We start from the raw sequence: 24,341 nt of genomic DNA, 5'->3' as shown, positions 1-24,341 counted from the left end.
TCACACAAAATTTAAGGTTCTCCGTTCATATTTATCATAAATCCAGCGCGCAGACGGGGTACAATCACAGCAATCGGTTAAATTGTCTTCACAATGATGATACGTTTTCGTAGAATGCGCATAATAATAAGAGAGGTTGTTATGATTGAACGTGAACTGGGGAACTGGAAAGATTTTATCGAAGGCATGCTTCGTAAATGACATTCAGTAAGAATTGCAAGAGCACTTAAATAAGTAAAATAACCATAGTGTGAATTAATCGCACAGTAAAAAGGCGGCCTACTGAGCCGCCTTTTTTATTTTCACTATCTTATTCAGGCCGTTCCTTGAGCGGGAAGCGGCGACGCACCAGCACGAAGAACAGCGGCACAAAATAAATGGCCAGGATCGTGGCTGAAATCATTCCTCCCATGACGCCTGTACCTACCGCATGCTGGCTGCTGGAGCCTGCACCTGAGCTGGTTGCCATTGGTAACACCCCGAAGACAAACGCCAGCGAGGTCATCAGGATTGGACGTAAGCGCTGACGGCAGGCATGCAGCGTGGAAGCCATCAGCTCATGGCCTTTCGCATTCATCTCATTGGCAAACTCAACAATCAGGATGGCGTTTTTCGCCGACAACCCAATCACGGTGAGCAGCCCCACCTGAAAGTAAACGTCGTTCTCCAGACCGCGCATCCAGGTGGCGAGCAGCGCGCCAATCACGCCAAGCGGCACCACCAGCATGACCGAGAACGGGACTGACCAGCTTTCATACAGCGCCGCAAGACAGAGGAAGACCACCAGCAGCGAAAGCGCGTAAAGCGCGGGAGCCTGCGCCCCGGAGAGCCGCTCCTGATAAGACATGGCCGTCCACTGCAGACCAAAGCCAGCGGGCAGCTGTTGCACCAGCTTTTCCATGGTGTCCATCGCCGTACCGGTGCTGACGCCCGGCGCGGCTTCACCGACGATCTCAACGGCGGAATAGCCGTTATAGCGCTCCAGACGCGGAGAACCGCTCTCCCAGTGCGAGGAGGCGAAGGCGGAGAACGGCACCATGCCGCCCGCATTGTTGCGGACATACCAGCGGTTAATATCGTCCGGCAGCATGCGGTATGGCGCGGCGGATTGCACATACACTTTTTTAACGCGACCGCGATCCATAAAGTCATTCACATAGCTTGAACCCCACGCCGTTTGCAGGGTGTCGTTAATATCGTCGATGGAAACGCCCAGCGCCTGCGCCTTACGCTGATCAATATCGACCTGCAGCTGCGGGCTGTCATCCAGACCGTTGTGACGGACGCGGGTCAGACCCGGATCTTTACCGGCCAGCTCTAACAGCTTGTCGCGCGCCGCCATCAGCGCCGTGTGGCCCGCACCGGCATGGTCCTGCAACTCCATGTCAAACCCGGCAGAACTGCCGAGACCGCTGATGGCCGGTGGGCTGCTGGCAAAAACGCGAGCCTCTTTGATACGGGAGAAGGCTTTGGTCGCGCGTTCGATAATGGCAAACGAGGTGCCCGTTTTCGTATCGCGTGCGTCCCAGTCTTTCAGGCGCACAAACATACGTGCAACGTTCTGCCCGTTCCCGCCCGGGCCGGAGCCGACGGTGGAGAAGACCGACACCACGTTATCTTTCTCTTTGGTAAAGAAGTACTGCTCCACCTTCTGAACTACCTTCAGCGTTTGCTGCTGCGTTGACCCGCTCGGGAGCTGCACCGAAGTGATGAACATCCCCCGGTCTTCCTGCGGCAGGAACGAAGTCGGCAGATGCAGGAACAGCCATACCATACCGCCCAACAGCACAACATAAATCATCATCCAGCGCAGGCTGCGGTGCAGCACCTTGCCGACGGCGGTTTCATAACGCGCGGCACTGCGGTTGAACATGCGGTTAAACCAGCCAAAAAAGCCTTTCTGACCGTGCTGCTCCCCTTTATGTAGCGGCTTGAGGAGGGTGGCGCAGAGGGCAGGCGTGAGGATCAACGCCACCAGCACCGACAGCACCATTGCGGAGACGATGGTGATTGAAAACTGACGATAAATGGCGCCGGTTGTGCCACCGAAAAACGCCATCGGGATAAAGACCGCCGAGAGCACCATCGCGATGCCAACTAACGCCCCCTGAATTTGTCCCATCGATTTACGTGTGGCCTGGCGCGGGGAAAGCCCTTCCTCGCTCATGATGCGCTCGACGTTTTCGACCACCACGATGGCATCGTCCACCAGCAGGCCAATCGCCAGCACCATTGCAAACATCGTCAGGGTGTTAATGCTGTAACCAAACGTGTAAAGCACCGCGAAGGTACCCAGCAGCACCACCGGAACGGCAATGGTCGGGATCAGCGTTGCGCGGAAGTTTTGCAGGAACAGGTACATGACCAGGAAGACCAGCGCGATCGCTTCCAGCAGCGTTTTCACCACATCTTCAATAGAGGCTTTAACGAAGGAGGTGGTTTCGTAGGCGACTTTATATTCCAGCCCGTGGGGAAAATAGTGCGACAGCTCATCCAGACGATCCAGCACCAGCTGCGCGGTGGCCATTTCATTGGCCCCGGAGGCCAGTTTTACCCCCAGACCGGAGGCCGGGTTACCGTTAAAGCGGCTGAGATAATCATATTTCTCTGCCCCCATTTCTACCGTGGCGACATCGCCCAGGCGGACCTCTGAACCATCCTGATTTACGCGCAGGGTAATGTTGCGAAACTGCTCCGGGGTCTGAAGCAGCGACTGTGAGTTAATGGTGGCATTCAACGCTTGTTTATCGACAGAGGGCGTTCCCCCCAGTTGTCCCACCGCAATCTGGGCGTTCTGGGATTTAATGGCATCCGTCACGTCGGTTGCCGTCATCTGGAAGCTGTTCAGCTTATTCGGATCAAGCCAGATACGCATTGAATACTGAGAGCCGTAAGCATCGATATCACCGACGCCGTTAATACGGCTGAGGGGATCCTGAATATTACTGGCGACGTAGTCCGCAATGTCCTGCTTATCCATGGAACCGTCGGTAGAGACAAACGCAATAGTCAGGATGTTGGTGTCACCGGTTTTACGTACGGTAACCCCCTGATTCTGCACCGCCTGAGGCAGTTTACGCATCGCCGACTGCAGCTGGTTTTGCACCTGCTGTACGGCTTCGTCTGGATCCGTACCGGCGGTAAAGCTCAGGGTGACGGTCGCCTGGCCCGTGGCGCTACTCTGCGAGGACATGTACATCAGGTTATCCAGACCCGTCATGTTCTGCTCGATAACCTGCGTAACGGTATTTTCCAGCGTTTGTGCTGAAGCTCCGGGGTAGTTTGCCGTGACGCGCACGTTTGGTGGTGCCAGGTCGGGATATTGCTCAACAGGAAGTGAAGTAATGGCCAGGACACCTGTCAGACACAACAGAATGGCAAGTACCCAGGCAAAAATGGGGCGATCGATAAAAAAATTCGCCATGAAAATGAGACCTCGTTTTGCTGCACGTCATTATTGTTTATTGCCCGCATCACTTTAGCGGCAAGACGAAGACCAAACGTGGAGAAATAAAGGAGATAGTGTAAATTATCATGCACTTTTCTCTGCGCTTCACCTTTTACCGTTATTTACCTCCCGGCACCGTTTGTCGGGAAGATCACGCTCACCAGCGTCCCCCCGTTTTGCGGCTGGGAAAAGTGCAGCGTTCCGCCGAGTCGCGCCGCCCGTTCGCGCATAATATTCAGCCCGTAATGTCCCGGCGGCTCGCTGGCTTCGCCAATCCCGATACCGTTATCGCGAATGCTGACGCTGTGGGTGCCGTCAGCAGACGTCACGCAGCTGACGGTTATCTCGCTGGCCTGGGCGTGCTTCATCGCATTCAACACCGCTTCACGCACGATCTGCAGCAAATGCACCTGTTTCTGGGCATCCAGCGCCAGCGAGGAGAGGCGGCAGTCGAGGTGCAGCTTTGCCTGCGTCTGGCTCTGTAACCCGTCCAGTGACTCCTGTAGGGCCGCGGGCAGATTGGCGTGGTTAAGCGTCAGGCGGAAGGTGGTAAGCAGCTCGCGCAATTGATGCCAGGCGTTGTTAAGCTCGCGGGAAAAGTCGGTGATAATGGTCTGCGCCGGGGCATTCTCCTGCGGGATAGCGCGTTTCAGCAGCGCCAGCTGAATACGTAAATACGACAGTACCTGCGCCAGGGAATCGTGCAGCTCGCGGGCGATCGTCGCGCGCTCTTCCATCAGCAGCAACTGCTGGTAGTGCTTTTGCGCCTGGTTGAAATACAGTCCGCGTCCGAGCATTGTCGCCACGCTTTCCATCAGCGGCAGAGGAACGTGGCCCGTCTCGCTTTGCCAGCGTAATTCCCCGTACAGGGTATCCTGCATCAGCACGGGCAGCGTTTGGACAGGGCTCCCGTTTGATTCGATACCCTCACTGAGCCGCCAGTCGTCGCTGGTGCGCAACTCCAGGTAGTTCATCTGCGTGTACTCATGCACTATCTGCAAAATATGCCGGAAACAGTGGCTGTCTATCTGGCCGGTATTCAGTGCCTGAGAGCATTTAAACAGCATCTCGAGTTGCTGATGCGCCTCATTCAGATGCTGCGTCTTTTCCGCTACGGAGTGTTCAAGCGAGCGATACAGTGTATGCAGCTCGGCAGACATGTGGTTGAACGCCCGGGAAAGTTGGCCCAGTTCGTTTGGCAGCGCGGTATCCGGTGCAGGCGTATCGAATTGCCCCCGCTCAATGCGCTCGCTGGCCGCCACCAGATTATTCAGCGGTAACACCACCTGGCGGCGGATGCGTCGCAGGGTAAAGATCGTCAGGATCAGGATGCCCATCCCGCCCGCCAGGGAGATCAGAATCACCGCCCGGATTTTATGTTCGGTGTAGTGCTGAAGGGCGAGCACAAAGGCGTCAATCCGGCCGACAAAGTCTTCAATGTGGGCCTGATACCACCCGATATCGCCGCGAGCGATGTGGTTGTCCATCTCCTGCCATGCCAGATGCAGCTGCTGATAGCGCGCCTTAACATCGTCCGGCACGTACCAGCGGCTCAGCTTCTGTAGCGCAGGGGCGCTCAGCGTCTGCTGCCAGCTCTCGCGATGCGCCGCCAGGGCATCGCTGTTGCGTTGCATCTCATAGCCCAGACGGTAGCTCTGCATTCGCAGGGAACCGGCAATATTGATGGCTTCTGCATCCCGCTGGCTGCTGGCAAGCGTGAACAGTGCGACGGTGCTGGTCAGAACGGACAGCACGATAATGGAAATGAAAGCCCGGGCCAGGCTTCCGGAAACGGGTCGTTTAACGGTCACAGAACAGCTTCCTGAAAAAAATTGATCTGCCACAGGTTCACTGGAGATAGTTCGGCTTCCTGGGCATTTGTACATTGCCTGATAGCGCCGCCGTGGGTAAATACAATATTCCTATAAAGAATAAGGTTATTGAACCAAAAACAGGTGTCGTTATGAATCGTTTTATTATGGCCAACAGCCAGCAGTGTATAGGGTGCCGTGCCTGCGAAGTGGCCTGCGTGATGGCGCACAACGATGAACAACACGTGCTGAGCGAACGCCATTTTCATCCCCGCATCACTGTCCTGAAATCTGGCGCGAAGAGCACGCCTGTAACCTGCCACCATTGCGAAAATGCGCCCTGCGCGCAGAGCTGCCCTAACGGGGCCATCAGCAAATGCGATGACAGCGTACAGGTGAATCAACAAAAATGCATTGGCTGTAAAGCCTGCGTGGTTGCCTGTCCGTTCGGCACGATGGAGATCGTTGTTACGCCTCTCGACAAGGGCAACGTAAAAGCCTCGGCGCATAAATGCGATCTTTGCCACACGCGCCCACAGGGCCCGGCCTGCATCGAAAATTGTCCGGCACAGGTGCTTACCCTGGCGACGCCCGCCGTACTGAATAACCTGGCGAAAACCCGCCGCCAGCGCACCGCCCGTCAGGAGGCGCAGCCCTGGCACGGCGAGGTGGTAAGGCCAGACCTGCCGCACACCCGCCTTGAGCAGATGAGAAACACACCGCGACGCGGGGAGCCGGATAAACTCGCCGCGAGTGCACGCGTCAGCCATTTTCAGGAGATCTACCTGCCGTTTCGGGCAGAGCAGGCCGCGCGTGAGGCATCGCGCTGCCTGAAGTGCGGCGAACACAGCATTTGTGAATGGACCTGTCCGTTGCACAACCATATCCCCCAGTGGATTGAACGCGTTAAAGCGGGGGATATCGCCGGGGCGGTTGAGCTTTCACACCAGACCAACTGTTTACCTGAAATTACCGGCCGCGTCTGCCCGCAGGACCGATTATGTGAAGGCGCCTGCACCGTGCGTGATATCTCAGGCGCGGTGACTATTGGCAACATCGAGCGCTACATCTCTGACCAGGCGCTGGCGATGGGCTGGAAGCCGGATCTGAGCGGCGTGACGCCGGTTGATAAACGTGTGGCGGTGATCGGCGCGGGGCCTGCGGGGCTTGCCTGTGCCGACGTGCTGGCGCGCAGCGGTGTCAGCGTCACGGTCTATGACCGGCACCCGGAGATTGGCGGCTTGCTGACGTTTGGTATCCCGGCCTTTAAGCTCGATAAATCGCTGCTCGCACGGCGCAGGGAGATATTCACGGCCATGGGGATCCAGTTCGTTCTGAACTGCGACGTCGGACAGGATGTGCCGCTGTCACAGCTGCAACGCGAATACGATGCACTGTTTATTGGTGTGGGAACCTATCGTTCCATGAAAGCGGGTATCGCGCATGAAGATGCGCCCGGCGTCTATGACGCGTTACCTTTCCTGGTGGCAAACACCCGCCACGTGATGGGGCTTGAGGCAACAACCAAAGCGCCATTTATCGATACCCGGGGGCTGAACGTGGTGGTGCTCGGCGGGGGCGATACCGCCATGGACTGTGTCCGCACCGCGTTACGTCACGGTGCGGCGAAGGTAACCTGCGCCTACCGCCGGGATGAAGCCAATATGCCGGGCTCGAAAAAAGAGGTGAAGAATGCGAAGGAAGAGGGCGCCGCGTTTGAGTTTAACGTTCAGCCCGTGGAGTTAACTCTGGCACCTGACGGACAGGTCAACGGCATTCGCATGCTGCGTACCGAACTCGGCGAACCGGATGCTCAGGGCCGTCGTCGGCCGGTACCGATAGCGGGGAGCGAGTTTGTGATGCCTGCGGATGCGGTGATCATGGCATTTGGTTTCAATCCGCACGAGATGCCGTGGCTGCAGGCGCAGGGCGTGGAGACGGATAGCTGGGGACGAATTATCGCCTCGGTGGAGAGCCGCTATCGCTATCAGACCTCTAACCCGCAAATTTTCGCAGGCGGTGACGCCGTACGCGGCGCAGATTTAGTGGTCACCGCCATGGCGGAAGGGCGACATGCTGCGCAGGGTATCCTCGACTGGCTGGGCGTCAGCGCGTTAAAAACGCATTAAATCGGGTGGGCGACAAAGCGGGGTTCACGGCGTAATATAGGCAGACTCATTGTGTCGTGGAGCCCGTATGACCCTGAAAATTGACGTTATCAAAGACAAAATCCTTTCTGATAATTACTTTGTCCTGCGTAACATCACCTATGATTTAACGCGTAATAACGGGGACGTGATCCGCCACAAACGTGAGGTTTACGACCGCGGCAATGGGGCAACCATTCTGCTTTATAACCGTGAAAAGCAGAGCGTGGTACTGATCCGCCAGTTCAGGGTGGCGACGTGGGTCAATGGCAATCCGGACGGACGGCTGATTGAAACCTGCGCAGGTCTGCTGGATGACGATGAGCCGGAAGTGTGTATCCGCAAAGAAGCCATCGAGGAGACGGGCTTTGAAGTGGGTGAGGTGAAAAAAGTTTTCGAACTGTTTATGTCACCCGGCGGCGTGACGGAAATCGTCCATTTCTTTATTGCCGAATACAGCGATGCGCATCGTATCCATCAGGGCGGTGGGGTGGAAGATGAAGATATCGAGGTGCTGGAGATACCGTTTGTCCAGGCGCTGGCGATGATCCGTTCCGGGGAAATTAAAGATGGTAAGGCTGTAATATTACTGCAGTATTTACAAACAACCGGGCTGATGGTTCCCTCTTTCGAACGGATGTAGTTTGTTTTTCGGATAAATCTATCCGATAAATCCGATTGAGCAACCCCGGCGGGAACACGAAGATACTGCCCAGTTAAGCGTTTTCGTTCCGGGATTGTGCCATTCATGCGCTACTGCGTTTTTATTTTTTTCCTGATTTGTGTGCTCCCCGCACCGCGGGTGTGGGCTGCGCCTGCACAGCAATCATTCTCAGACTGGCAGGTGACCTGCAATAACCAGAATTTTTGCCTGGCACGCAACACCGGTGAACACCGTGGTCTGGTGATGACGCTTAGCCGCAGCGCTGGCGCGAAAACCGATGCCTCGTTACGTATCGATCTCGGCGGTCTTTCAGACCCGTCTGTCAAAGAGCCTGCAATTGCGCCGCGCCTGCTGCTGGATGGGGTGCCCGTGACACTGGAGCGTCAGCACTGGCAGTTAACGCCATGGCATCTGAAAACGGACGATGCTGCGACCATCACTGCATTTCTTAAGCATATCCAGGAAGGGAAAGCGCTAACCCTGCGTGATGGCAAGCAGGCGATCTCCCTCAGTGGCCTGAAAGCGGCGCTGTTGTTTATCGATGCGCAGCAAAAGCGCGTCGGCAGTGAAACCGCCTGGATTAAAAAAGGTGACGATCCGCCGTTAAGCGTGCCGCCCGCACCGGCCCTGAAAAAGGTGGCGGTTGTGAATCCCACCCCGACACCGCTCTCCCACAGCGAACTGAACGATCTGCTGGATTATGGTACCTGGCGGATGAATAACAGCCAGTGCTCGCTCGACCCCAACCGTCGGGAAGTGCGCGTCACTGCGCTTACCGATGACAAAGCGCTGCTGATCGTCAGTTGCGAAGCGGGGGCCTATAACACCGTCGATCTGGCCTGGCTGGTATCACGTAAAAAACCGTTTTCTTCCCGTAGCGTCAGGCTGCGTCTGCCGTTTACGCCTTCCAGCGGCAGCAGTGAAATGGAGTTAATGAACGCTCGCTTTGATGAGAAAACGCGTGAGTTGACCACCCTGGCGTTAGGGCGGGGGATTGCCGACTGCGGTATCCAGACGCGCTGGCGCTTTGACGGCCAGCGCTTCCGTCTGGTGCGTTATGCCGAGGAGCCCAGCTGCGATAACTGGAATGGGCCAGATGCCTGGCCCACGTTGTGGATCACACGCTAGTTTTGCCGGGTGGCGGTTACACCTTACCCGGCCCACGTTTCGAACCATGTAGGCCCGGTAAGCGTAGCGCCACCGGGCACGCAGGCCGCACTAAAGTACGCTTAACGCCTTCTCAACGACGTTCTCAACGGTAAAACCGAAATACGGGAACAGCTTGTCGGCCGGCGCCGATTCACCGTATCCCCGCATGCCGACAATGGCCCCTTTCAGCCCGACATATTTGTACCAGTAGTCGGCAATACCCGCCTCAACCGCCACGCGGGCCGTCACGCTGGATGGCAGGACCGATTCACGATATGCCTCATCCTGCGCGTCAAAGATGTCGGTTGAAGGCAGGGAAACCACGCGTACCGCGTGACCTTCGGCAGTCAGCTTCTCCGCCGCTTTGACGGTAATCTCCACCTCGGAACCGGTGGCAATCAGGATCACATCCGGCTTGCCGCCGCTGTCCTTCAGAATGTAACCGCCGCGGGCAATGTCTTTCACCTGCTCCGGCGTGCGTTCAATCTGCGCCAGGTTCTGACGTGACAGGATCAACGCCGTCGGTCCATTATGGCGCTCTACTGCCAGCTTCCAGCCCACCGCGGCCTCGACCTGATCGCACGGACGCCAGGTGCTGAAGTTTGGCGTCAGGCGCAGGCTCGCCAGCTGTTCAACGGCCTGGTGGGTTGGCCCGTCTTCCCCAAGCCCGATGGAGTCATGGGTGTAAACCATAATCTGCCGCGCTTTCATCAGGGCCGCCATGCGCGCGGCGTTACGGGCGTATTCCACAAACATCAGGAAGGTGGCGGTGTAGGGGACAAATCCCCCGTGATGAGCGATACCGTTGGCAATGGCGGTCATGCCGAACTCGCGTACGCCATAGTGAATATAGTTTCCGGCGATATCCTCTTTCAGCGATGTCGAGCCAGACCAGATGGTCAGGTTGCTGGGGGCCAGATCCGCCGAGCCGCCCAGCAGCTCAGGCAGGATTGGGCCAATCGCATTCAGGGTGTTTTGCGACGCCTTACGGGTGGCGATTTTGGCCGGGTTAGATTGCAGGTTTTCAATCAGCGCCTGGGTTTTCTCTTCCCAGTCCTCCGGTAGACCTCCGCTCATGCGGCGGGTGAATTCGGCCGCCAGCTCCGGGTAGGCCTTTTTGTAGGCGGCAAATTTCTCGTTCCAGGCGTGCTGGGCCTTTTCACCCTCTTCACGGGCATCCCATGCGCGGTAAATCTCTTTCGGAATTTCGAACGGCGGATATTTCCATCCCAGTTTCTGCCGGGTCAGCGCCACTTCCTCATCACCCAGCGCCGCACCGTGCGCCTCTTCTTTACCTGCTTTGTTCGGCGAACCAAAGCCGATAACCGTGCGGCAGATAATCAGCGACGGTTTGTCCTTCACGCTTTGCGCTTCCTGAATTGCTTTTTTCACCGCCTCGGGATCGTGGCCGTCAATTTCATGCACCACATGCCAGTGGTAGGCCTCAAACCGTTTTGCCGTGTCGTCGGTAAACCAGCCCTCGGTTTCCCCGTCTATGGAGATGCCGTTGTGGTCATAGAAGCCAATCAGCTTGCCCAGCCCCAGCGTGCCCGCGAGCGAACAGACCTCATGGGAGATCCCCTCCATCAGACAGCCGTCACCCATAAAGACGTACGTGTAGTGATCGACGATGTCATGCCCCGGCTGGTTAAACTGCGCACCCAGCGTGCGTTCCGCGATGGCCAGCCCAACGGCGTTGGCTAAACCCTGTCCCAGCGGCCCGGTGGTGGTTTCCACCCCTGGCGTATAGCCGATCTCCGGGTGGCCGGGGGTTTTCGAATGCAGCTGGCGGAAGTTTTTCAGCTCTTCGAGCGGCAGATCGTAGCCGGACAAATGCAGCAGGCTGTAGAGCAGCATCGACGCGTGGCCGTTAGAGAGAATAAAACGGTCGCGATCGTACCAGGTGGGGTCGTTAGGGTTGTGCTTCAGGAAGTCATTCCACAATACTTCGGCAATATCTGCCATGCCCATTGGTGCGCCAGGGTGGCCGGAATTGGCTTTTTGCACGGCATCCATGCTGAGGGCGCGAATGGCATTGGCTAACTCTTTACGGGACATAGTTCACTCCGTGGCAAGGTTAAAGTTTGGCGGCGAGAAGATCTTCAAGTTTGCGCTGGTCGACGGCGAACTGGCGGATGCCGTCCGCCAGTTTTTCCACGGCCATTGGGTCCTGATTGTGCTCCCAGCGGAATTCCGCTTCGGTCATGGCTTTCGGTTTGGGCAGTACGGTGGAGGTCGGCACCAGTTTACGGATCACCGTCTCTTCTTTGTCCTGCAGCTTTTTCAGCAGGTCAGGGGAGATGGTCAGGCGGTCACACCCTGCCAGCGCCAGGATCTGCTCGGTGCGGCGGAAGCTGGCCCCCATTACGATGGTTTCGTAGCGGTGCTGCTTGTAATAGTCGTAGATATTACGTACCGACTTCACGCCCGGGTCTTCTTCTACCACGTACGGATCCATCGGCTGTTTTGCCTGATACCAGTCGTAGATGCGCCCGACGAACGGTGAGATCAGGAATACGCCCGCTTCGGCACAGGCGCGCGCCTGTGCAAACGAGAACAGCAGCGTCAGGTTGCAGTGGATCCCCTCTTTTTCCAGCACTTCCGCCGCGCGGATGCCTTCCCAGGTGGAGGCGAGCTTAATCAGAATGCGTGATTTGTCGATCCCCTGCTCCTGGTAGAGTTCGACGAGGCGGCGGGCTTTATTGATGCTCTTCTCTTTATCGAAAGAGAGGCGGGCGTCGACTTCGGTGGAGACGCGCCCCGGGATGCTTTTCAGAATTTCCGCACCGAAATTAACCGCCAGCTTGTCACTGGCTTCGGCAACCTGTTGTTCCTGGGTTTTGCCGCGCTGTTTGCCATAGGCAATGGCGTCATCAATCAGATGACTAAAATGGGAAAGCCCTGCCGCTTTGAGCAGCAACGACGGGTTGGTGGTTGCGTCTTCAGGCTGGTAGTGCCGAATCGACTCGATATCGCCGCTGTCTGCAACCACGGTAGTGAATTGTTTGATGCCGTCAAGTTGGTTCATAAGTCATGACTCCTTGAAAATAAAAGCGTTAGACGAGTGCGTTAGTTCACACTTCTGGAAAAATCATGATGGACTTAACAAAAAAGCATAGCAGACGGGGGAGGCATTGCTTTTGAGACGGGTAACATGGCTGTTATAAATTGATAACAATTTTTAATGTGTGATGGTGAGAGTTTGGCAGCCTTCAAAGTTTATGCGGCAGCCTGCGGCGATACTATCTGACCGATACGTAAAAGGAATAACAAGATGGACGATCAGTTAAAACAGAGTGCCCTCGATTTTCACGAGTTTCCTGTCCCGGGTAAAATTCAGGTCTCCCCGACAAAACCGCTGGCAACCCAGCGCGACCTGGCGCTGGCCTACTCGCCGGGCGTGGCGGCACCGTGTCTCGAAATTGAAAAAGATCCGCTCGCCGCTTACAAATATACCGCGCGCGGCAACCTGGTCGCCGTGATCTCTAACGGTACGGCGGTGCTGGGCCTGGGCAACATTGGTGCGCTGGCCGGTAAGCCTGTGATGGAAGGGAAGGGCGTTCTGTTCAAGAAATTCGCCGGTATCGACGTGTTTGATATCGAAGTGGACGAACACGATCCCGATAAATTCATCAACGTCGTGGCGGCGCTGGAGCCGACCTTTGGCGGTATTAACCTCGAAGACATCAAAGCGCCGGAATGTTTCTACATTGAGCAGAAACTGCGTGAACGTATGAACATTCCCGTGTTCCATGACGACCAGCACGGGACGGCGATTATCAGCACCGCCGCCATTCTTAACGGCCTGCGCGTGGTGGAGAAAAATCTCTCTGACGTGCGCATGGTAGTCTCCGGCGCGGGTGCGGCGGCCATTGCCTGTATGAACCTGCTGGTGGCGCTCGGGATGCAGAAACACAACATTGTGGTCTGCGACTCCAAAGGCGTGATCTACAAAGACCGCGAGCCTAACATGGCGGAAACCAAAGCAGCCTACGCGGTGGACGACGACGGCAAGCGTACGCTTGAGGATGTCATTGACGGCGCGGATATCTTCCTGGGCTGTTCAGGCCCGAAAGTGCTGACCCAGGAGATGGTGAAGAAGATGGCGCGTGCGCCAATGATTCTGGCGCTGGCGAACCCCGAGCCGGAAATCCTGCCGCCGCTGGCGAAAGCGGTGCGTGAAGATGCCATCATCTGTACCGGTCGCTCCGACTACCCGAACCAGGTGAACAACGTGCTCTGCTTCCCGTTCATCTTCCGTGGGGCGCTGGACGTAGGCGCGACGGCCATTAACGAAGAGATGAAGCTCGCGGCGGTGCACGCCATTGCGGAACTGGCACACGCCGAGCAGAGCGAAGTGGTCGCTTCAGCCTATGGCGATCAGGATCTGAGCTTTGGCCCGGACTACATCATTCCAAAACCGTTCGACCCGCGTCTGATTGTCAAAATCGCGCCAGCGGTTGCGAAAGCGGCGATGGACTCCGGCGTGGCGACGCGCCCGATAACCGATTTCGATGCTTACGTGGATAAGCTCACCGAGTTTGTCTACAAAACTAACCTGTTTATGAAGCCGATTTTCTCTCAGGCTCGTGCCGACGCGAAGCGGGTGGTGCTGGCGGAAGGGGAAGAGGCGCGCGTGCTCCATGCCACGCAGGAGCTGATCACCTTAGGGCTGGCGAAGCCGATCCTGATTGGCCGCCCGAGCGTTATCGAGATGCGTATCCAGAAGCTGGGCCTGCAGATCAAACCGGGTGTTGATTTTGAGATCGTTAACAATGAATCCGACCCGCGCTTTAAAGAGTACTGGAGCGAATACTACGCGATCATGAAACGTCGCGGGATCACTCAGGAGCAGGCGCAGCGGGCGGTGATCAGCAACACCACGGTGATTGGCGCAATCATGGTTCATCGCGGCGAGGCGGATGCGCTGATCTGCGGCACCATCGGTGATTACCACGAGCACTTCAGCGTAGTGCAGGAGATCTTCGGCTATCGCGACGGGGTGCACACGGCCGGTGCGATGAACGCGCTGCTGCTGCCAAGCGGTAACACCTTTATCGCCGATACCTACGTCAACGACGATCCAACCCCGGACGAGCTGGCGGAGATCACCGTGATGGCGGCTGAAACCGTGCGTCGCTTTGGTATCGAACCGAAGGTGGCGCTGCTGTCGCACTCTAACTTCGGCTCCTCTAAATCTGCGGCGGCCTGCAAAATGCGACAGACGCTGGAGCTGGTTCGCGAGCGTGCACCGGAGCTGATGATTGACGGTGAGATGCACGGCGACGCCGCGCTGGTGGAGAGCATCCGCAATGAACGTATGCCAGACAGCCCGCTGAAAGGCTCAGCGAATATCCTGATTATGCCAAACGTGGAAGCGGCGCGTATCAGCTACAACCTGCTGCGCGTCTCGAGCTCTGAAGGGGTGACCGTGGGGCCGGTGCTGATGGGTGTGGCAAAACCGGTGCATGTGTTAACGCCAATTGCCTCTGTACGCCGTATCGTGAATATGGTGGCGCTGGCGGTGGTTGAGGCGCAGACGCAGCCGCTGTAAGCGCGTGGTGTCGGGTGGCGCGTTCGCTTACCCGACCTACGGGTTGACCAGGACGGATAAGCGCAGCGCCATCCGGCAGTTAAACCCAGTCCCGAACCTTAATAAACTCACTCAAGGCAGCCTCGGGGCTGCCTTCTTTTGGCTCGTAGCAGTACTCCCAGCGCACCAGCGGCGGCATCGACATCAGAATCGACTCCGTGCGCCCGCCGGTTTGCAGGCCAAACAGCGTCCCGCGATCCCACACCAGGTTAAACTCCACGTAGCGCCCGCGACGGTAAAGCTGGAACTCGCGTTCGCGCACGCCGTAGTCGGTGTTTTTACGCCGTTCAACAATGGGCAGATAAGCGTCGGTATAGCCTTCGCCCACCGCACGCATAAAGCTGAACGCGGTATCAAAATCAGGCGTGTTCAGATCGTCAAAGAACAGCCCGCCAATGCCGCGCTGTTCGTCGCGGTGTTTGAGGTAAAAGTAGTCGTCGCACCACTTTTTGTATTTCGGGTAAACGTCTTCGCCAAACGGCAGGCAGAGATCGCGTGCGGTCGTATGCCAGTGCACGGCATCCTCTTCAAAGCCGTAGTAGGGGGTCATGTCGAAACCGCCCCCAAACCACCAGACCGGATCGGCCCCCGGTTTTTCCGCAATGAAAAAACGCACGTTGGCGTGGCTGGTTGGCACAAACGGGTTGTGCGGGTGTACCACCAGCGAAACGCCCATCGCCTGGAAGCTGCGGCCCGCCAGTTCAGGACGATGCGCCGTTGCAGAAGCGGGCATGGCTTCCCCGTAAACGTGGGAAAAATTGACGCCCGCCTGTTCAAAAATACCGCCGTTACGCAACACGCGGCTACGCCCGCCGCCGCCGGCCTCGCGCTGCCAGTTATCTTCCTGAAAATTACCGCCATCTGCAGCGGCCAGTTTCTGGCAAATCTCATCCTGCAACTGCAGCAGGAAGGTTTTTACCCGCTTTGCATTCGGTTTCATTAACGTTTCCTGGAGTGCGCTTTTTGATTATCGAACCAGTTAAAGTAACTGATGATGCCGGAGGCGATGGCATTGGCGATTTTCTGACGAAACGCCGCAGTACCAAGCAGACGCTCTTCTTCCGGGTTAGTGATGAAAGAGGTCTCCACCAGCACGGACGGAATCGACGGTGATTTCAGCACCACAAACGCGGCCTGCTCCGTGCTCTTGCTGTGCAGACGGTGCACCGGCTTAATCCGTTTGAGGATATGCGAGCCCAGCGTCAGACTGTTTTTGATGGTATCGGTCTGCACGAGGTCGAACAGCACCTGCTGTAACAGGTGATCTTTATCGGTGGCCTTCTTCCCGGCGACTTCATCCGCACGGTTTTCACGGTCGGAGAGATATTTCGCCATGGCGCTACTGGCGCCGCGATTGGAGAGGGCAAATACCGACGCGCCCGCAGCGGAAGGGTTTGTAAAGCCATCCGCGTGAATGGACATAAAGAGATCGGCACCATGCTTATGGGCAATTTCCACGCGGTCATACAGCGGAATAAAGGTGTCGCCCGTGCGCGTCAGGCGGGCGTCAATGCCGTTGCTGCGTAAAATCGATCGCACATTTTTTGCAATTGCCAGCACGACGTGTTTTTCTTTTGACCCGTTTTTGCCAATGGCGCCGGTATCAATGCCGCCGTGACCCGGGTCGAGCATGACCAGACGCTTCGCGCCTGGTTTTTTGGCTTTGGGTTTGCTGTGTCCGTTACTGGTTTTAAGCGTGCTCTCTTCTTTTGCCTGAGCCTGCTGTGCGATGCCCGTTAACGTTAAGGCCGCCAGCCCCGCTTTGAGAACCTGACGACGCGATGTGAGTGCTTTTAATGGTTTGAATGTGCTCATGCGGCCTGAATAGTAAAAATTGCGGTCCTGGTGTTATATCGTATCGCGTTTAGCGTTACGACAGTCCTTATTGAGAATTGTTTTACTTTTCATTTCAATACGTGACAAAGTGACATTATGCCAAATTTTGGCGAGATTTTCCCCGGTTATTGGCTAAATGCCCTGTTCGCGCCATAATCACTGTTTTTAAACCCGAAAAGGCGGTTAATACCATGGAGATACGCGTTTTTCGCCAGGAAGATTTCGAAGAGGTGATCACCCTTTGGGAGCGCTGCGATTTGCTGCGTCCGTGGAACGATCCAGAGATGGACATTGAGCGTAAGCTGAATCACGACGTCAGTCTGTTTCTGGTGGCGGAAGTGAACGGCGAAGTGGTGGGCACGGTGATGGGCGGTTACGACGGCCATCGCGGCTCTGCTTATTATCTGGGCGTTCACCCGGAATACCGGGGGCGCGGCATTGCCAATGCGCTGCTCAATCGTCTTGAGAAAAAACTGATCGCTCGCGGTTGTCCAAAAATTCAGATCATGGTGCGCGAAGATAACGACGTGGTGCTGGGCATGTATGAACGTCTGGGCTATGAACACGCTGACGTGCTGAGCTTAGGTAAGCGTCTGATCGAAGATGAAGAGTATTGAGATCCACCCGGCAGATTACGACGCGCAGGGGCGTGTCAGGCTGCCTTTCTTATTCTGGTGCGTACTGCTGCTGCAGGCCCGCACCTGGGTGCTGTTTGTCATGGCCGCCGCGTCCCGCGGGCAGGGCGATACATTACTGACGCTCTTTTATCCCGATCACGACGCCTTTTGGCTCGGCCTGTTACCGGGCGTACCGGCGGTGGTGACGTTTTTGTGCAGCGGCCGACGACAGGCGATCCCACGGCTTTGGCGTGCGCTTCGCTGGCTGCTGATCCTGGCCCAGATTGCGCTGCTCTGCTGGCAGCCTGTGCTCTGGTGGTACGGTGAACCGCTTACGGGCATCGGCATTGCGCTGGTGGTGGCCGATATCGTGGCGCTGCTGTGGCTGCTGACTAACCCCCGCTTACGCGCCTGTTTTACGCATGAGTCAGATTAACGCGGCACTTTTTGCCGATGCTGCACTCCAACAAGCGTTGATTTAACACGTAAGGACGTTTCAATGAAATCGCTGCGTTTACTTTTATGCGCTCTCCCGCTGGCGTTAACCGGCTGTTCAACGCTCTCCTCCATTAACTGGTCGGCCGCTTATCCGTGGAACTGGTTTGGCTCTTCGCTGGAAGTGACCGAGCAGGGCGTGGGCAACATTACCGCCGCGACGGCGCTGGATCAGGACGCGCTTCAGGCGGCCCTGAGCAGCGACTATCGTCTGCGCAGCGGCATGAAAACTGAAAACGGCACTATCGTGCGTTACTTCGAAGCGCTGAAAGGAGACAAACTGGCTCTGGTGATTAACGGCGATAAAGGCACGGTAAACCGTATTGCCGTGCTGGACGATGCTATCCCGACGGCGAGCGGCGTGAAGGTTGGTACGCCGTTTAGCGATCTCTATAAACAGGCTTTCGGCAATTGCGCCAGCGCGCCTTCAGACGATGGCGTGGCGGTGCAATGTAAAGCACCGGACAGCCAGCACATCAGCTATCTCTTTACCGGAACCTGGAGCGGTCCTGAAGGCTTAATGCCGTCTGACGATACGCTGAAAAACTGGAAAGTGAGCAAAATTATCTGGCAGCAGTAATTTGCGCCTGAACAATCCGTCTCGCTGAAATCCGGGTATAATACCCGCCATCAATGCCACGTTGTCGTGGCATCTTTATTTCAGGAGGAGCGATGTCTCAGGTTCAGAGTGGCATTTTGCCAGAACATTGCCGCGCGGCGATTTGGATTGAAGCCAATGTGAAAGGGGATGTGGATGCCCTGCGTGCGGCCAGCAAAGTCTTTGTGGATAAACTGGCCACCTTCCAGGCCAAATTCCCGGATGCCCATCTGGGCGCTGTGGTGGCCTTTGGCAATAACGTCTGGCGTCAGCTGAGCGGTGGCGAAGGGGCGGAAGAGCTCAAAGACTTTATCCCTTATGGCAAAGGCCTGGCACCGGCAACCCAGTACGACGTGTTGATCCATATTCTCTCTCTGCGCCACGACGTGAACTTCTCCGTTGCTCAGGCGGCGGTAGCGGCGTTTGGTGACAGCATTGACGTTCAGGAAGAAGTCCACGGTTTCCGCTGGGTGGAAGAGCGCGACCTGAGCGGCTTTGTCGACGGGACGGAAAACCCGGCAGGTGAAGAGACGCGCCGTGAAGTGGCGGTCATCAAGGATGGCGTGGATGCCGGCGGCAGCTACGTATTTGTTCAGCGCTGGGAGCATAACCTTAAGCAGCTTAACCGCATGAGTGTGCAGGACCAGGAGATGATGATTGGCCGTACCAAAGAGGCCAACGAAGAGATCGACGGCGATGTACGCCCGGTGACCTCTCACCTGAGCCGCGTTGACCTCAAGGAAGACGGTAAAGGGCTGAAGATTGTTCGCCAGAGCCTGCCGTATGGCACCGCAAGCGGAACCCATGGCCTTTATTTCTGCGCCTACTGCGCGCGTCTGTACAATATTGAGCAACAGCTGCTGAGCATGTTCGGCGATACCGACGGCAAGCGTGACGCCATGCTGCGCTTCACCAAACCGGTCACCGGCGGCTACTACTTCGCACCATCCATTGAGCGTCTGCTGGCGTTGTAATTCCCTTCCTCCCTCTCCCTTTGGGAGAGGGTTGGGGTGAGGACAACAGGCCACACCCTTATTCCCTTTTCTGCTTGTAAATCACCAAACGGTATATAAAACCGTTACTCCTTTCGACCTCGTTATAAATATTATGACAATAAGATAGTCATCACATTTATAAGGGTGCGCAATGGCCGTTACTGTACTGAAAAAAGGATCCCTGGCACTGGCAGGTTTACTGCTGGTGGCACAGGCGCAGGCGACTGAGCTGCTGAACAGTTCATATGACGTCTCCCGCGAGCTGTTTGCCGCCCTTAACCCGCCGTTTGAGCAGCAGTGGGCGAAAGACAATAACGGCGACAAGCTGACCATTAAACAGTCTCACGCCGGTTCGTCCAAACAGGCGCTGGCGATCCTCCAGGGGCTTAAAGCGGACGTGGTGACCTATAACCAGGTGACCGATGTGCAGATCCTGCATGACAAAGGCAAGCTCATCCCGGCCGACTGGCAGAGCCGTCTACCAAACAACAGTTCGCCGTTCTACTCCACCATGGGCTTCCTGGTGCGTAAAGGCAATCCGAAGAATATCCACGACTGGAGCGATCTGGTTCGTTCTGACGTAAAGCTGATTTTCCCGAACCCTAAAACTTCCGGTAATGCGCGTTATACCTATCTGGCGGCGTGGGGTGCAGCGGACAAAGCAGACGGTAACGATAAAGCCAAAACCGAGCAGTTCATGACCCAGTTCCTGAAAAACGTCGAAGTGTTTGATACCGGCGGTCGCGGAGCAACCACGACTTTCGCAGAACGCGGTCTGGGCGATGTGCTGATTAGCTTTGAATCGGAAGTGAACAACATCCGCAAACAGTATGAAGCGCAGGGCTTTGAAGTCGTTATCCCGAAAACCAACATCCTGGCCGAGTTCCCGGTGGCGTGGGTGGATAAAAACGTGCAGGCAAACGGCACTGAGAAAGCGGCAAAAGCCTATCTCAACTACCTGTACAGCCCACAGGCGCAGACCATCATTACTGATTACTACTATCGCGTGAACAACCCTGACGTGATGAACAAACTGAAAGATAAATTCCCCCAGACCGCGCTGTTCCGCGTGGAGGATCATTTCGGCTCCTGGCCTGAGGTGATGAAAACGCATTTTGCCAGCGGCGGTGAATTAGACAAATTGCTGGCGGCGGGGCGTAAGTAATGTTTGCCCTCTCGACTAAACGCGTGCTGCCGGGGTTTACCTTAAGCCTCGGAACCAGCCTGCTGTTCGTCTGCCTGATTTTGTTGTTGCCGCTCAGCGCGCTGGTGATGCAGCTTGCGCAGATGAGCTGGTCCCAGTACTGGGAAGTGGTCACCAACCCACAGGTCGTTGCGGCCTATAAAGTGACGCTGCTGTCGGCGTTTGTGGCCTCGCTTTTTAACGGCGTGTTTGGCCTGCTGATGGCGTGGATTTTAACCCGCTATCGTTTTCCGGGCCGCACGCTGCTCGACGCGTTAATGGATTTACCGTTTGCACTGCCGACGGCCGTTGCCGGTTTGACGCTGGCGTCACTTTTCTCTGTAAACGGTCTGTACGGCGAGTGGCTGGCGAAATTTGACATCAAAGTGACCTATACCTGGCTCGGTATCGCGGTGGCGATGGCCTTTACCAGCATTCCGTTCGTGGTACGTACCGTACAGCCGGTGCTGGAAGAGTTAGGCCCGGAATATGAAGAAGCGGCAGAAACGCTGGGGGCTACGCGCTGGCAGAGCTTCCGTAAAGTTGTCCTGCCTGAGCTTTCCCCGGCGCTGATGGCGGGAGTGGCGCTGTCGTTTACCCGTAGCCTCGGCGAGTTCGGTGCGGTCATTTTTATCGCCGGTAATATTGCGTGGAAAACGGAAGTGACGTCGCTGATGATTTTTATCCGTTTGCAGGAGTTTGATTACCCGGCAGCGAGCGCCATTGCCTCGGTCATTCTTGCCGCATCGTTGCTGCTGCTCTACACAATCAACACTCTGCAAAGTCGCTTTGGTCGACGTGTGGTAGGTCACTGATGGCGGAAGTTACTCAATTGAAGCGATACGATGCGCCCCGCATCAACTGGGGTAAATGGTTTTTGATTGGTACGGGCGTGCTGGTTTCTGCTCTCATCCTCGTGGTACCGACAATCTATATTTTCGTGCAGGCGTTCAGCAAAGGGATTATGCCCGCGCTGGAAAACCTGGCGGACCCGGATATGCTGCACGCCATTTGGCTGACGGTGCTGATTGCGCTGATCACCGTGCCGGTCAACCTGGTATTCGGTACGCTGCTGGCCTGGCTGGTGACGCGCTTTACCTTCCCGGGGCGTCAGATGCTGCTGACGCTGCTGGATATCCCGTTCGCCGTCTCACCGGTGGTGGCGGGTCTGGTTTACCTGCTCTTTTACGGCTCTAACGGCCCGCTCGGTGGCTGGCTGGATGAGCACAACCTGCAGGTGATGTTTGCCTGGCCGGGTATGGTGCTGGTGACTATCTTTGTAACCTGTCCGTTTGTGGTACGCGAACTGGTACCGGTGATGTTAAGCCAGGGGAGCAACGAAGACGAAGCGGCTGTGTTGCTGGGCGCGTCAGGCTGGCAGATGTTCCGCCGCGTCACGCTGCCGAATATTCGCTGGGCACTGCTCTATGGGGTGGTGCTGACCAACGCCCGCGCAATTGGCGAGTTTGGGGCGGTGTCGGTTGTATCCGGTTCCATTCGAGGTGAAACCCTGTCGCTGCCGTTACAGATTGAACTGCTGCAGCAGGACTATAACACCATCGGCTCCTTTACCGCCGCAGCGTTGCTGACGCTGATGGCTATTTTGACCCTGTTTTTGAAGAGTGTGGTGCAGTGGCGTTTAGAAAATCAGGAAAAACGTCAGCATCAGGAGGGAAATCATGAGCATTGAGATTGCCAATATTAAGAAGTCTTTTGGTCGCACCCAGGTGCTGAATGATATCTCGCTGGATATCCCTTCCGGACAAATGGTGGCGCTGCTGGGGCCGTCTGGCTCGGGTAAAACCACGCTGCTGCGTATCATCGCCGGTCTTGAACATCAGACCAGCGGACATATCCGTTTTCACGGCACCGACGTGAGCCGCCTGCATGCCCGCGATCGTAAAGTCGGCTTCGTGTTCCAGCATTACGCGCTGTTTCGCCACATGACGGTGTTCGACAACATTGCGTTTGGCCTGACCGTGCTGCCGCGTCGCGAACGCCCGGATGCGGCAACCATCAAAGCGAAAGTGACCAAACTGCTGGAAATGGTGCAGCTGGCCCACCTGGCTGACCGTTTCCCGGCGCAGCTTTCGGGCGGCCAGAAACAGCGTGTCGCACTGGCGCGCGCGCTGGCCGTGGAGCCACAAATACTGCTGCTTGATGAGCCGTTTGGCGCGCTGGATGCGCAGGTGCGTAAAGAGCTGCGCCGCTGGCTGCGTCAGCTGCATGAAGAGCTGAAGTTCACCAGCGTCTTCGTCACCCACGACCAGGAAGAGGCGATGGAAGTCGCGGACCGCGTGGTGGTCATGAGCCAGGGGAACATCGAGCAGGTGGACGAGCCAGAGCAGCTCTGGCGTGAACCTGCCACCCGTTTTGTCCTGGAGTTTATGGGCGAAGTTAACCGTCTGCAGGGCACCGTACGCGGCGGACAATTCCACGTCGGGGCACACCGCTGGCCGCTGGGATACACGCCTGCCCATCAGGGGCCGGTGGATCTGTTCCTGCGCCCGTGGGAAGTGGATGTCAGCCGTCGTACCAGCTTGGATTCACCGCTGCCGGTGCAGGTACTGGAAGCTAGCCCTAAAGGTCACTACACACAAATGGTGGTACAACCGCTGGGCTGGTATACCGAGCCGCTGACGGTGGTGATGCGCGATGAAGAGGCGCCACACCGGGGTGAACGCCTGTTTGTGGGGTTGCAGCATGCCCGTATTTATCACGGTAACCAGCGCATCGAGACGCGCGAGGATATTGCTCTGGCGGAGTCAGCCTGATAGGTTATTAGGATGTTTATCGCCCGGTGGCGCTGCGCTGACCGGGCCTACAGCTAAAACTGCGTCTTGTAGGCCGGGTAAGCGAAGCGCCACCCGGCTTTTTTATTGAGTAAAAATCGTGAATACACTCGAACACACCATTGGCAACACTCCACTGGTCAAGCTTCAGCGCATGGGGCCTGACAACGGCAGCGAAATCTGGGTCAAACTCGAAGGCAATAACCCGGCGGGGTCAGTCAAAGACCGCGCGGCGCTGTCGATGATTGTCCAGGCTGAGAAGCGCGGTGAAATTAAGCCAGGCGACGTGCTCATTGAGGCCACCAGCGGGAATACCGGCATTGCGCTGGCGATGATTGCCGCGCTGAAAGGCTACCGCATGAAGCTGCTGATGCCGGACAACATGAGTCAGGAGCGCCGCGCCGCGATGCGGGCTTACGGTGCTGAACTGATACTGGTGACCAAAGAGCAGGGGATGGAAGGGGCGCGCGACCTGGCGCTGGCGATGGCTGAGCGCGGTGAAGGCAAACTGCTGGATCAGTTCAATAATCCGGATAATCCCTACGCCCACTATACGACCACTGGCCCGGAAATCTGGCAACAAACCGACGGGCGTATCACCCATTTTGTCTCCAGCATGGGCACCACCGGCACCATCACCGGCGTGTCGCGTTTTCTGCGCGAGCAGGAAAAACCGGTCGCCATTGTCGGCCTGCAGCCGGAAGAGGGGAGCAGCATTCCGGGTATTCGTCGCTGGCCTGCGGAATACATGCCGGGCATTTTTAATGCTCAGCTGGTGGATCAGGTGCTGGATATTCATCAGCGCGAGGCGGAAAATACCATGCGCGAGCTGGCGGTACGCGAAGGCATCTTCTGCGGGGTTAGCTCGGGTGGCGCGGTAGCAGGTGCGATGCGTGTGGCGCAGGAGAACCCTGGTGCAGTGGTGGTGGCGATTATCTGCGATCGCGGCGATCGTTATCTGTCTACCGGCGTCTTTGGCGAAGAGAGTTATTCGCAGGGGGCGGGGATTTAAG

At 56.7% G+C, this 24,341-nt stretch carries 20 protein-coding genes; 14 read left to right on the top strand and 6 right to left on the bottom strand.

Annotation, left to right across the window (positions count from 1 at the left end; genetic code table 11):
* Positions 1-141 precede the first annotated feature (141 nt).
* Entirely contained in the window at positions 142-201 is a 60-nt protein-coding gene (gene ypfM, locus VF709_RS04615; protein WP_015572204.1) for a protein YpfM, read from the top strand.
* A 109-nt stretch (positions 202-310) separates the two neighbouring features.
* Here ypfM and acrD read toward each other — a convergent pair whose 3' ends face one another.
* Both acrD and narQ read right to left on the bottom strand, forming a co-directional pair.
* On the bottom strand, positions 311-3,424 hold the full coding sequence (gene acrD, locus VF709_RS04610) for a multidrug efflux RND transporter permease AcrD (protein WP_440230966.1): 3,114 nt from the start codon (positions 3,422-3,424) through the stop codon (positions 311-313).
* 146 nt (positions 3,425-3,570) lie between these two features.
* Positions 3,571-5,259: a nitrate/nitrite two-component system sensor histidine kinase NarQ gene (narQ, locus tag VF709_RS04605; protein WP_058679511.1), complete on the bottom strand. Its 1,689-nt coding sequence runs from the start codon at positions 5,257-5,259 to the stop codon at positions 3,571-3,573.
* 152 nt (positions 5,260-5,411) lie between these two features.
* On the opposite strand from narQ, the gene aegA reads away from it, so the two are divergent.
* From aegA to VF709_RS04590, 3 genes are all read left to right on the top strand, one after another.
* Positions 5,412-7,388 (top strand): formate-dependent uric acid utilization protein AegA, encoded by a 1,977-nt coding sequence (gene aegA / locus VF709_RS04600; RefSeq protein ID WP_149896187.1) that lies wholly within the window; start codon positions 5,412-5,414, stop codon positions 7,386-7,388.
* 67 nt (positions 7,389-7,455) lie between these two features.
* Positions 7,456-8,049 (top strand): GDP-mannose pyrophosphatase NudK, encoded by a 594-nt coding sequence (gene nudK, locus VF709_RS04595; RefSeq protein WP_057071634.1) that lies wholly within the window; start codon positions 7,456-7,458, stop codon positions 8,047-8,049.
* 105 nt (positions 8,050-8,154) lie between these two features.
* Complete coding sequence (locus VF709_RS04590) at positions 8,155-9,198, top strand: DUF1176 domain-containing protein (RefSeq protein ID WP_020689967.1); 1,044 nt, start codon at positions 8,155-8,157, stop codon at positions 9,196-9,198.
* Positions 9,199-9,288: 90 nt separating this feature from the next.
* Here the strand turns inward: VF709_RS04590 and tkt are convergent, their stop codons facing one another.
* Positions 9,289-11,277, bottom strand: coding sequence for a transketolase (gene tkt, locus VF709_RS04585; RefSeq protein WP_013098214.1), 1,989 nt, complete (start codon positions 11,275-11,277; stop codon positions 9,289-9,291).
* Positions 11,278-11,296: 19 nt separating this feature from the next.
* Complete coding sequence (gene tal, locus VF709_RS04580) at positions 11,297-12,247, bottom strand: transaldolase (protein WP_013098213.1); 951 nt, start codon at positions 12,245-12,247, stop codon at positions 11,297-11,299.
* Positions 12,248-12,493: 246 nt separating this feature from the next.
* Here tal and maeB point away from each other — a divergent pair, with 246 nt between their 5' ends.
* On the top strand, positions 12,494-14,773 hold the full coding sequence (gene maeB / locus VF709_RS04575) for an NADP-dependent oxaloacetate-decarboxylating malate dehydrogenase (protein ID WP_013098212.1): 2,280 nt from the start codon (positions 12,494-12,496) through the stop codon (positions 14,771-14,773).
* 79 nt (positions 14,774-14,852) lie between these two features.
* Here maeB and hemF read toward each other — a convergent pair whose 3' ends face one another.
* Positions 14,853-15,752: an oxygen-dependent coproporphyrinogen oxidase gene (gene hemF, locus VF709_RS04570; RefSeq protein WP_038420320.1), complete on the bottom strand. Its 900-nt coding sequence runs from the start codon at positions 15,750-15,752 to the stop codon at positions 14,853-14,855.
* Positions 15,752-16,627, bottom strand: coding sequence for an N-acetylmuramoyl-L-alanine amidase AmiA (gene amiA / locus VF709_RS04565; protein ID WP_013098210.1), 876 nt, complete (start codon positions 16,625-16,627; stop codon positions 15,752-15,754). The genes hemF and amiA overlap by 1 nt, the downstream gene beginning before the upstream one ends.
* Before the next feature lie 212 nt (positions 16,628-16,839).
* Here amiA and VF709_RS04560 point away from each other — a divergent pair, with 212 nt between their 5' ends.
* The 9 genes from VF709_RS04560 to cysM all read left to right on the top strand — a co-directional run bounded on the left by VF709_RS04560 (position 16,840) and on the right by cysM (position 24,340).
* On the top strand, positions 16,840-17,265 hold the full coding sequence (locus VF709_RS04560) for a GNAT family acetyltransferase (RefSeq protein ID WP_014832842.1): 426 nt from the start codon (positions 16,840-16,842) through the stop codon (positions 17,263-17,265).
* Complete coding sequence (locus VF709_RS04555; protein ID WP_014832841.1) at positions 17,252-17,701, top strand: DUF2919 domain-containing protein; 450 nt, start codon at positions 17,252-17,254, stop codon at positions 17,699-17,701. The genes VF709_RS04560 and VF709_RS04555 overlap by 14 nt, the downstream gene beginning before the upstream one ends.
* A gap of 63 nt (positions 17,702-17,764) precedes the next feature.
* Complete coding sequence (locus VF709_RS04550) at positions 17,765-18,340, top strand: RpoE-regulated lipoprotein (protein WP_013098207.1); 576 nt, start codon at positions 17,765-17,767, stop codon at positions 18,338-18,340.
* Positions 18,341-18,432: 92 nt separating this feature from the next.
* Complete coding sequence (locus VF709_RS04545) at positions 18,433-19,332, top strand: Dyp-type peroxidase (RefSeq protein ID WP_013098206.1); 900 nt, start codon at positions 18,433-18,435, stop codon at positions 19,330-19,332.
* A 172-nt stretch (positions 19,333-19,504) separates the two neighbouring features.
* A complete protein-coding gene (gene cysP, locus VF709_RS04540; protein WP_013098205.1) occupies positions 19,505-20,518 on the top strand; it encodes a thiosulfate/sulfate ABC transporter substrate-binding protein CysP in 1,014 nt (337 codons plus the stop codon).
* Positions 20,518-21,351 (top strand): sulfate/thiosulfate ABC transporter permease CysT, encoded by an 834-nt coding sequence (cysT, locus tag VF709_RS04535; RefSeq protein ID WP_013098204.1) that lies wholly within the window; start codon positions 20,518-20,520, stop codon positions 21,349-21,351. The genes cysP and cysT overlap by 1 nt, the downstream gene beginning before the upstream one ends.
* Positions 21,351-22,226, top strand: a complete 876-nt coding sequence (gene cysW / locus VF709_RS04530; protein WP_013098203.1) for a sulfate/thiosulfate ABC transporter permease CysW — start codon at positions 21,351-21,353, stop codon at positions 22,224-22,226. The genes cysT and cysW overlap by 1 nt, the downstream gene beginning before the upstream one ends.
* Complete coding sequence (gene cysA / locus VF709_RS04525; RefSeq protein WP_013098202.1) at positions 22,216-23,310, top strand: sulfate/thiosulfate ABC transporter ATP-binding protein CysA; 1,095 nt, start codon at positions 22,216-22,218, stop codon at positions 23,308-23,310. The genes cysW and cysA overlap by 11 nt, the downstream gene beginning before the upstream one ends.
* 118 nt (positions 23,311-23,428) lie before the next feature.
* Positions 23,429-24,340 (top strand): cysteine synthase CysM, encoded by a 912-nt coding sequence (gene cysM / locus VF709_RS04520; protein WP_013098201.1) that lies wholly within the window; start codon positions 23,429-23,431, stop codon positions 24,338-24,340.
* Position 24,341 lies beyond the last annotated feature (1 nt).

Origin of the sequence: Enterobacter sp. Lyrl_3, from assembly GCF_051948675.1 — a bacterium.
GTDB classification, from domain to species: Bacteria; Pseudomonadota; Gammaproteobacteria; order Enterobacterales; family Enterobacteriaceae; genus Enterobacter; species Enterobacter cloacae.
This window is presented reverse-complemented; position numbering and strand designations above follow the sequence as displayed.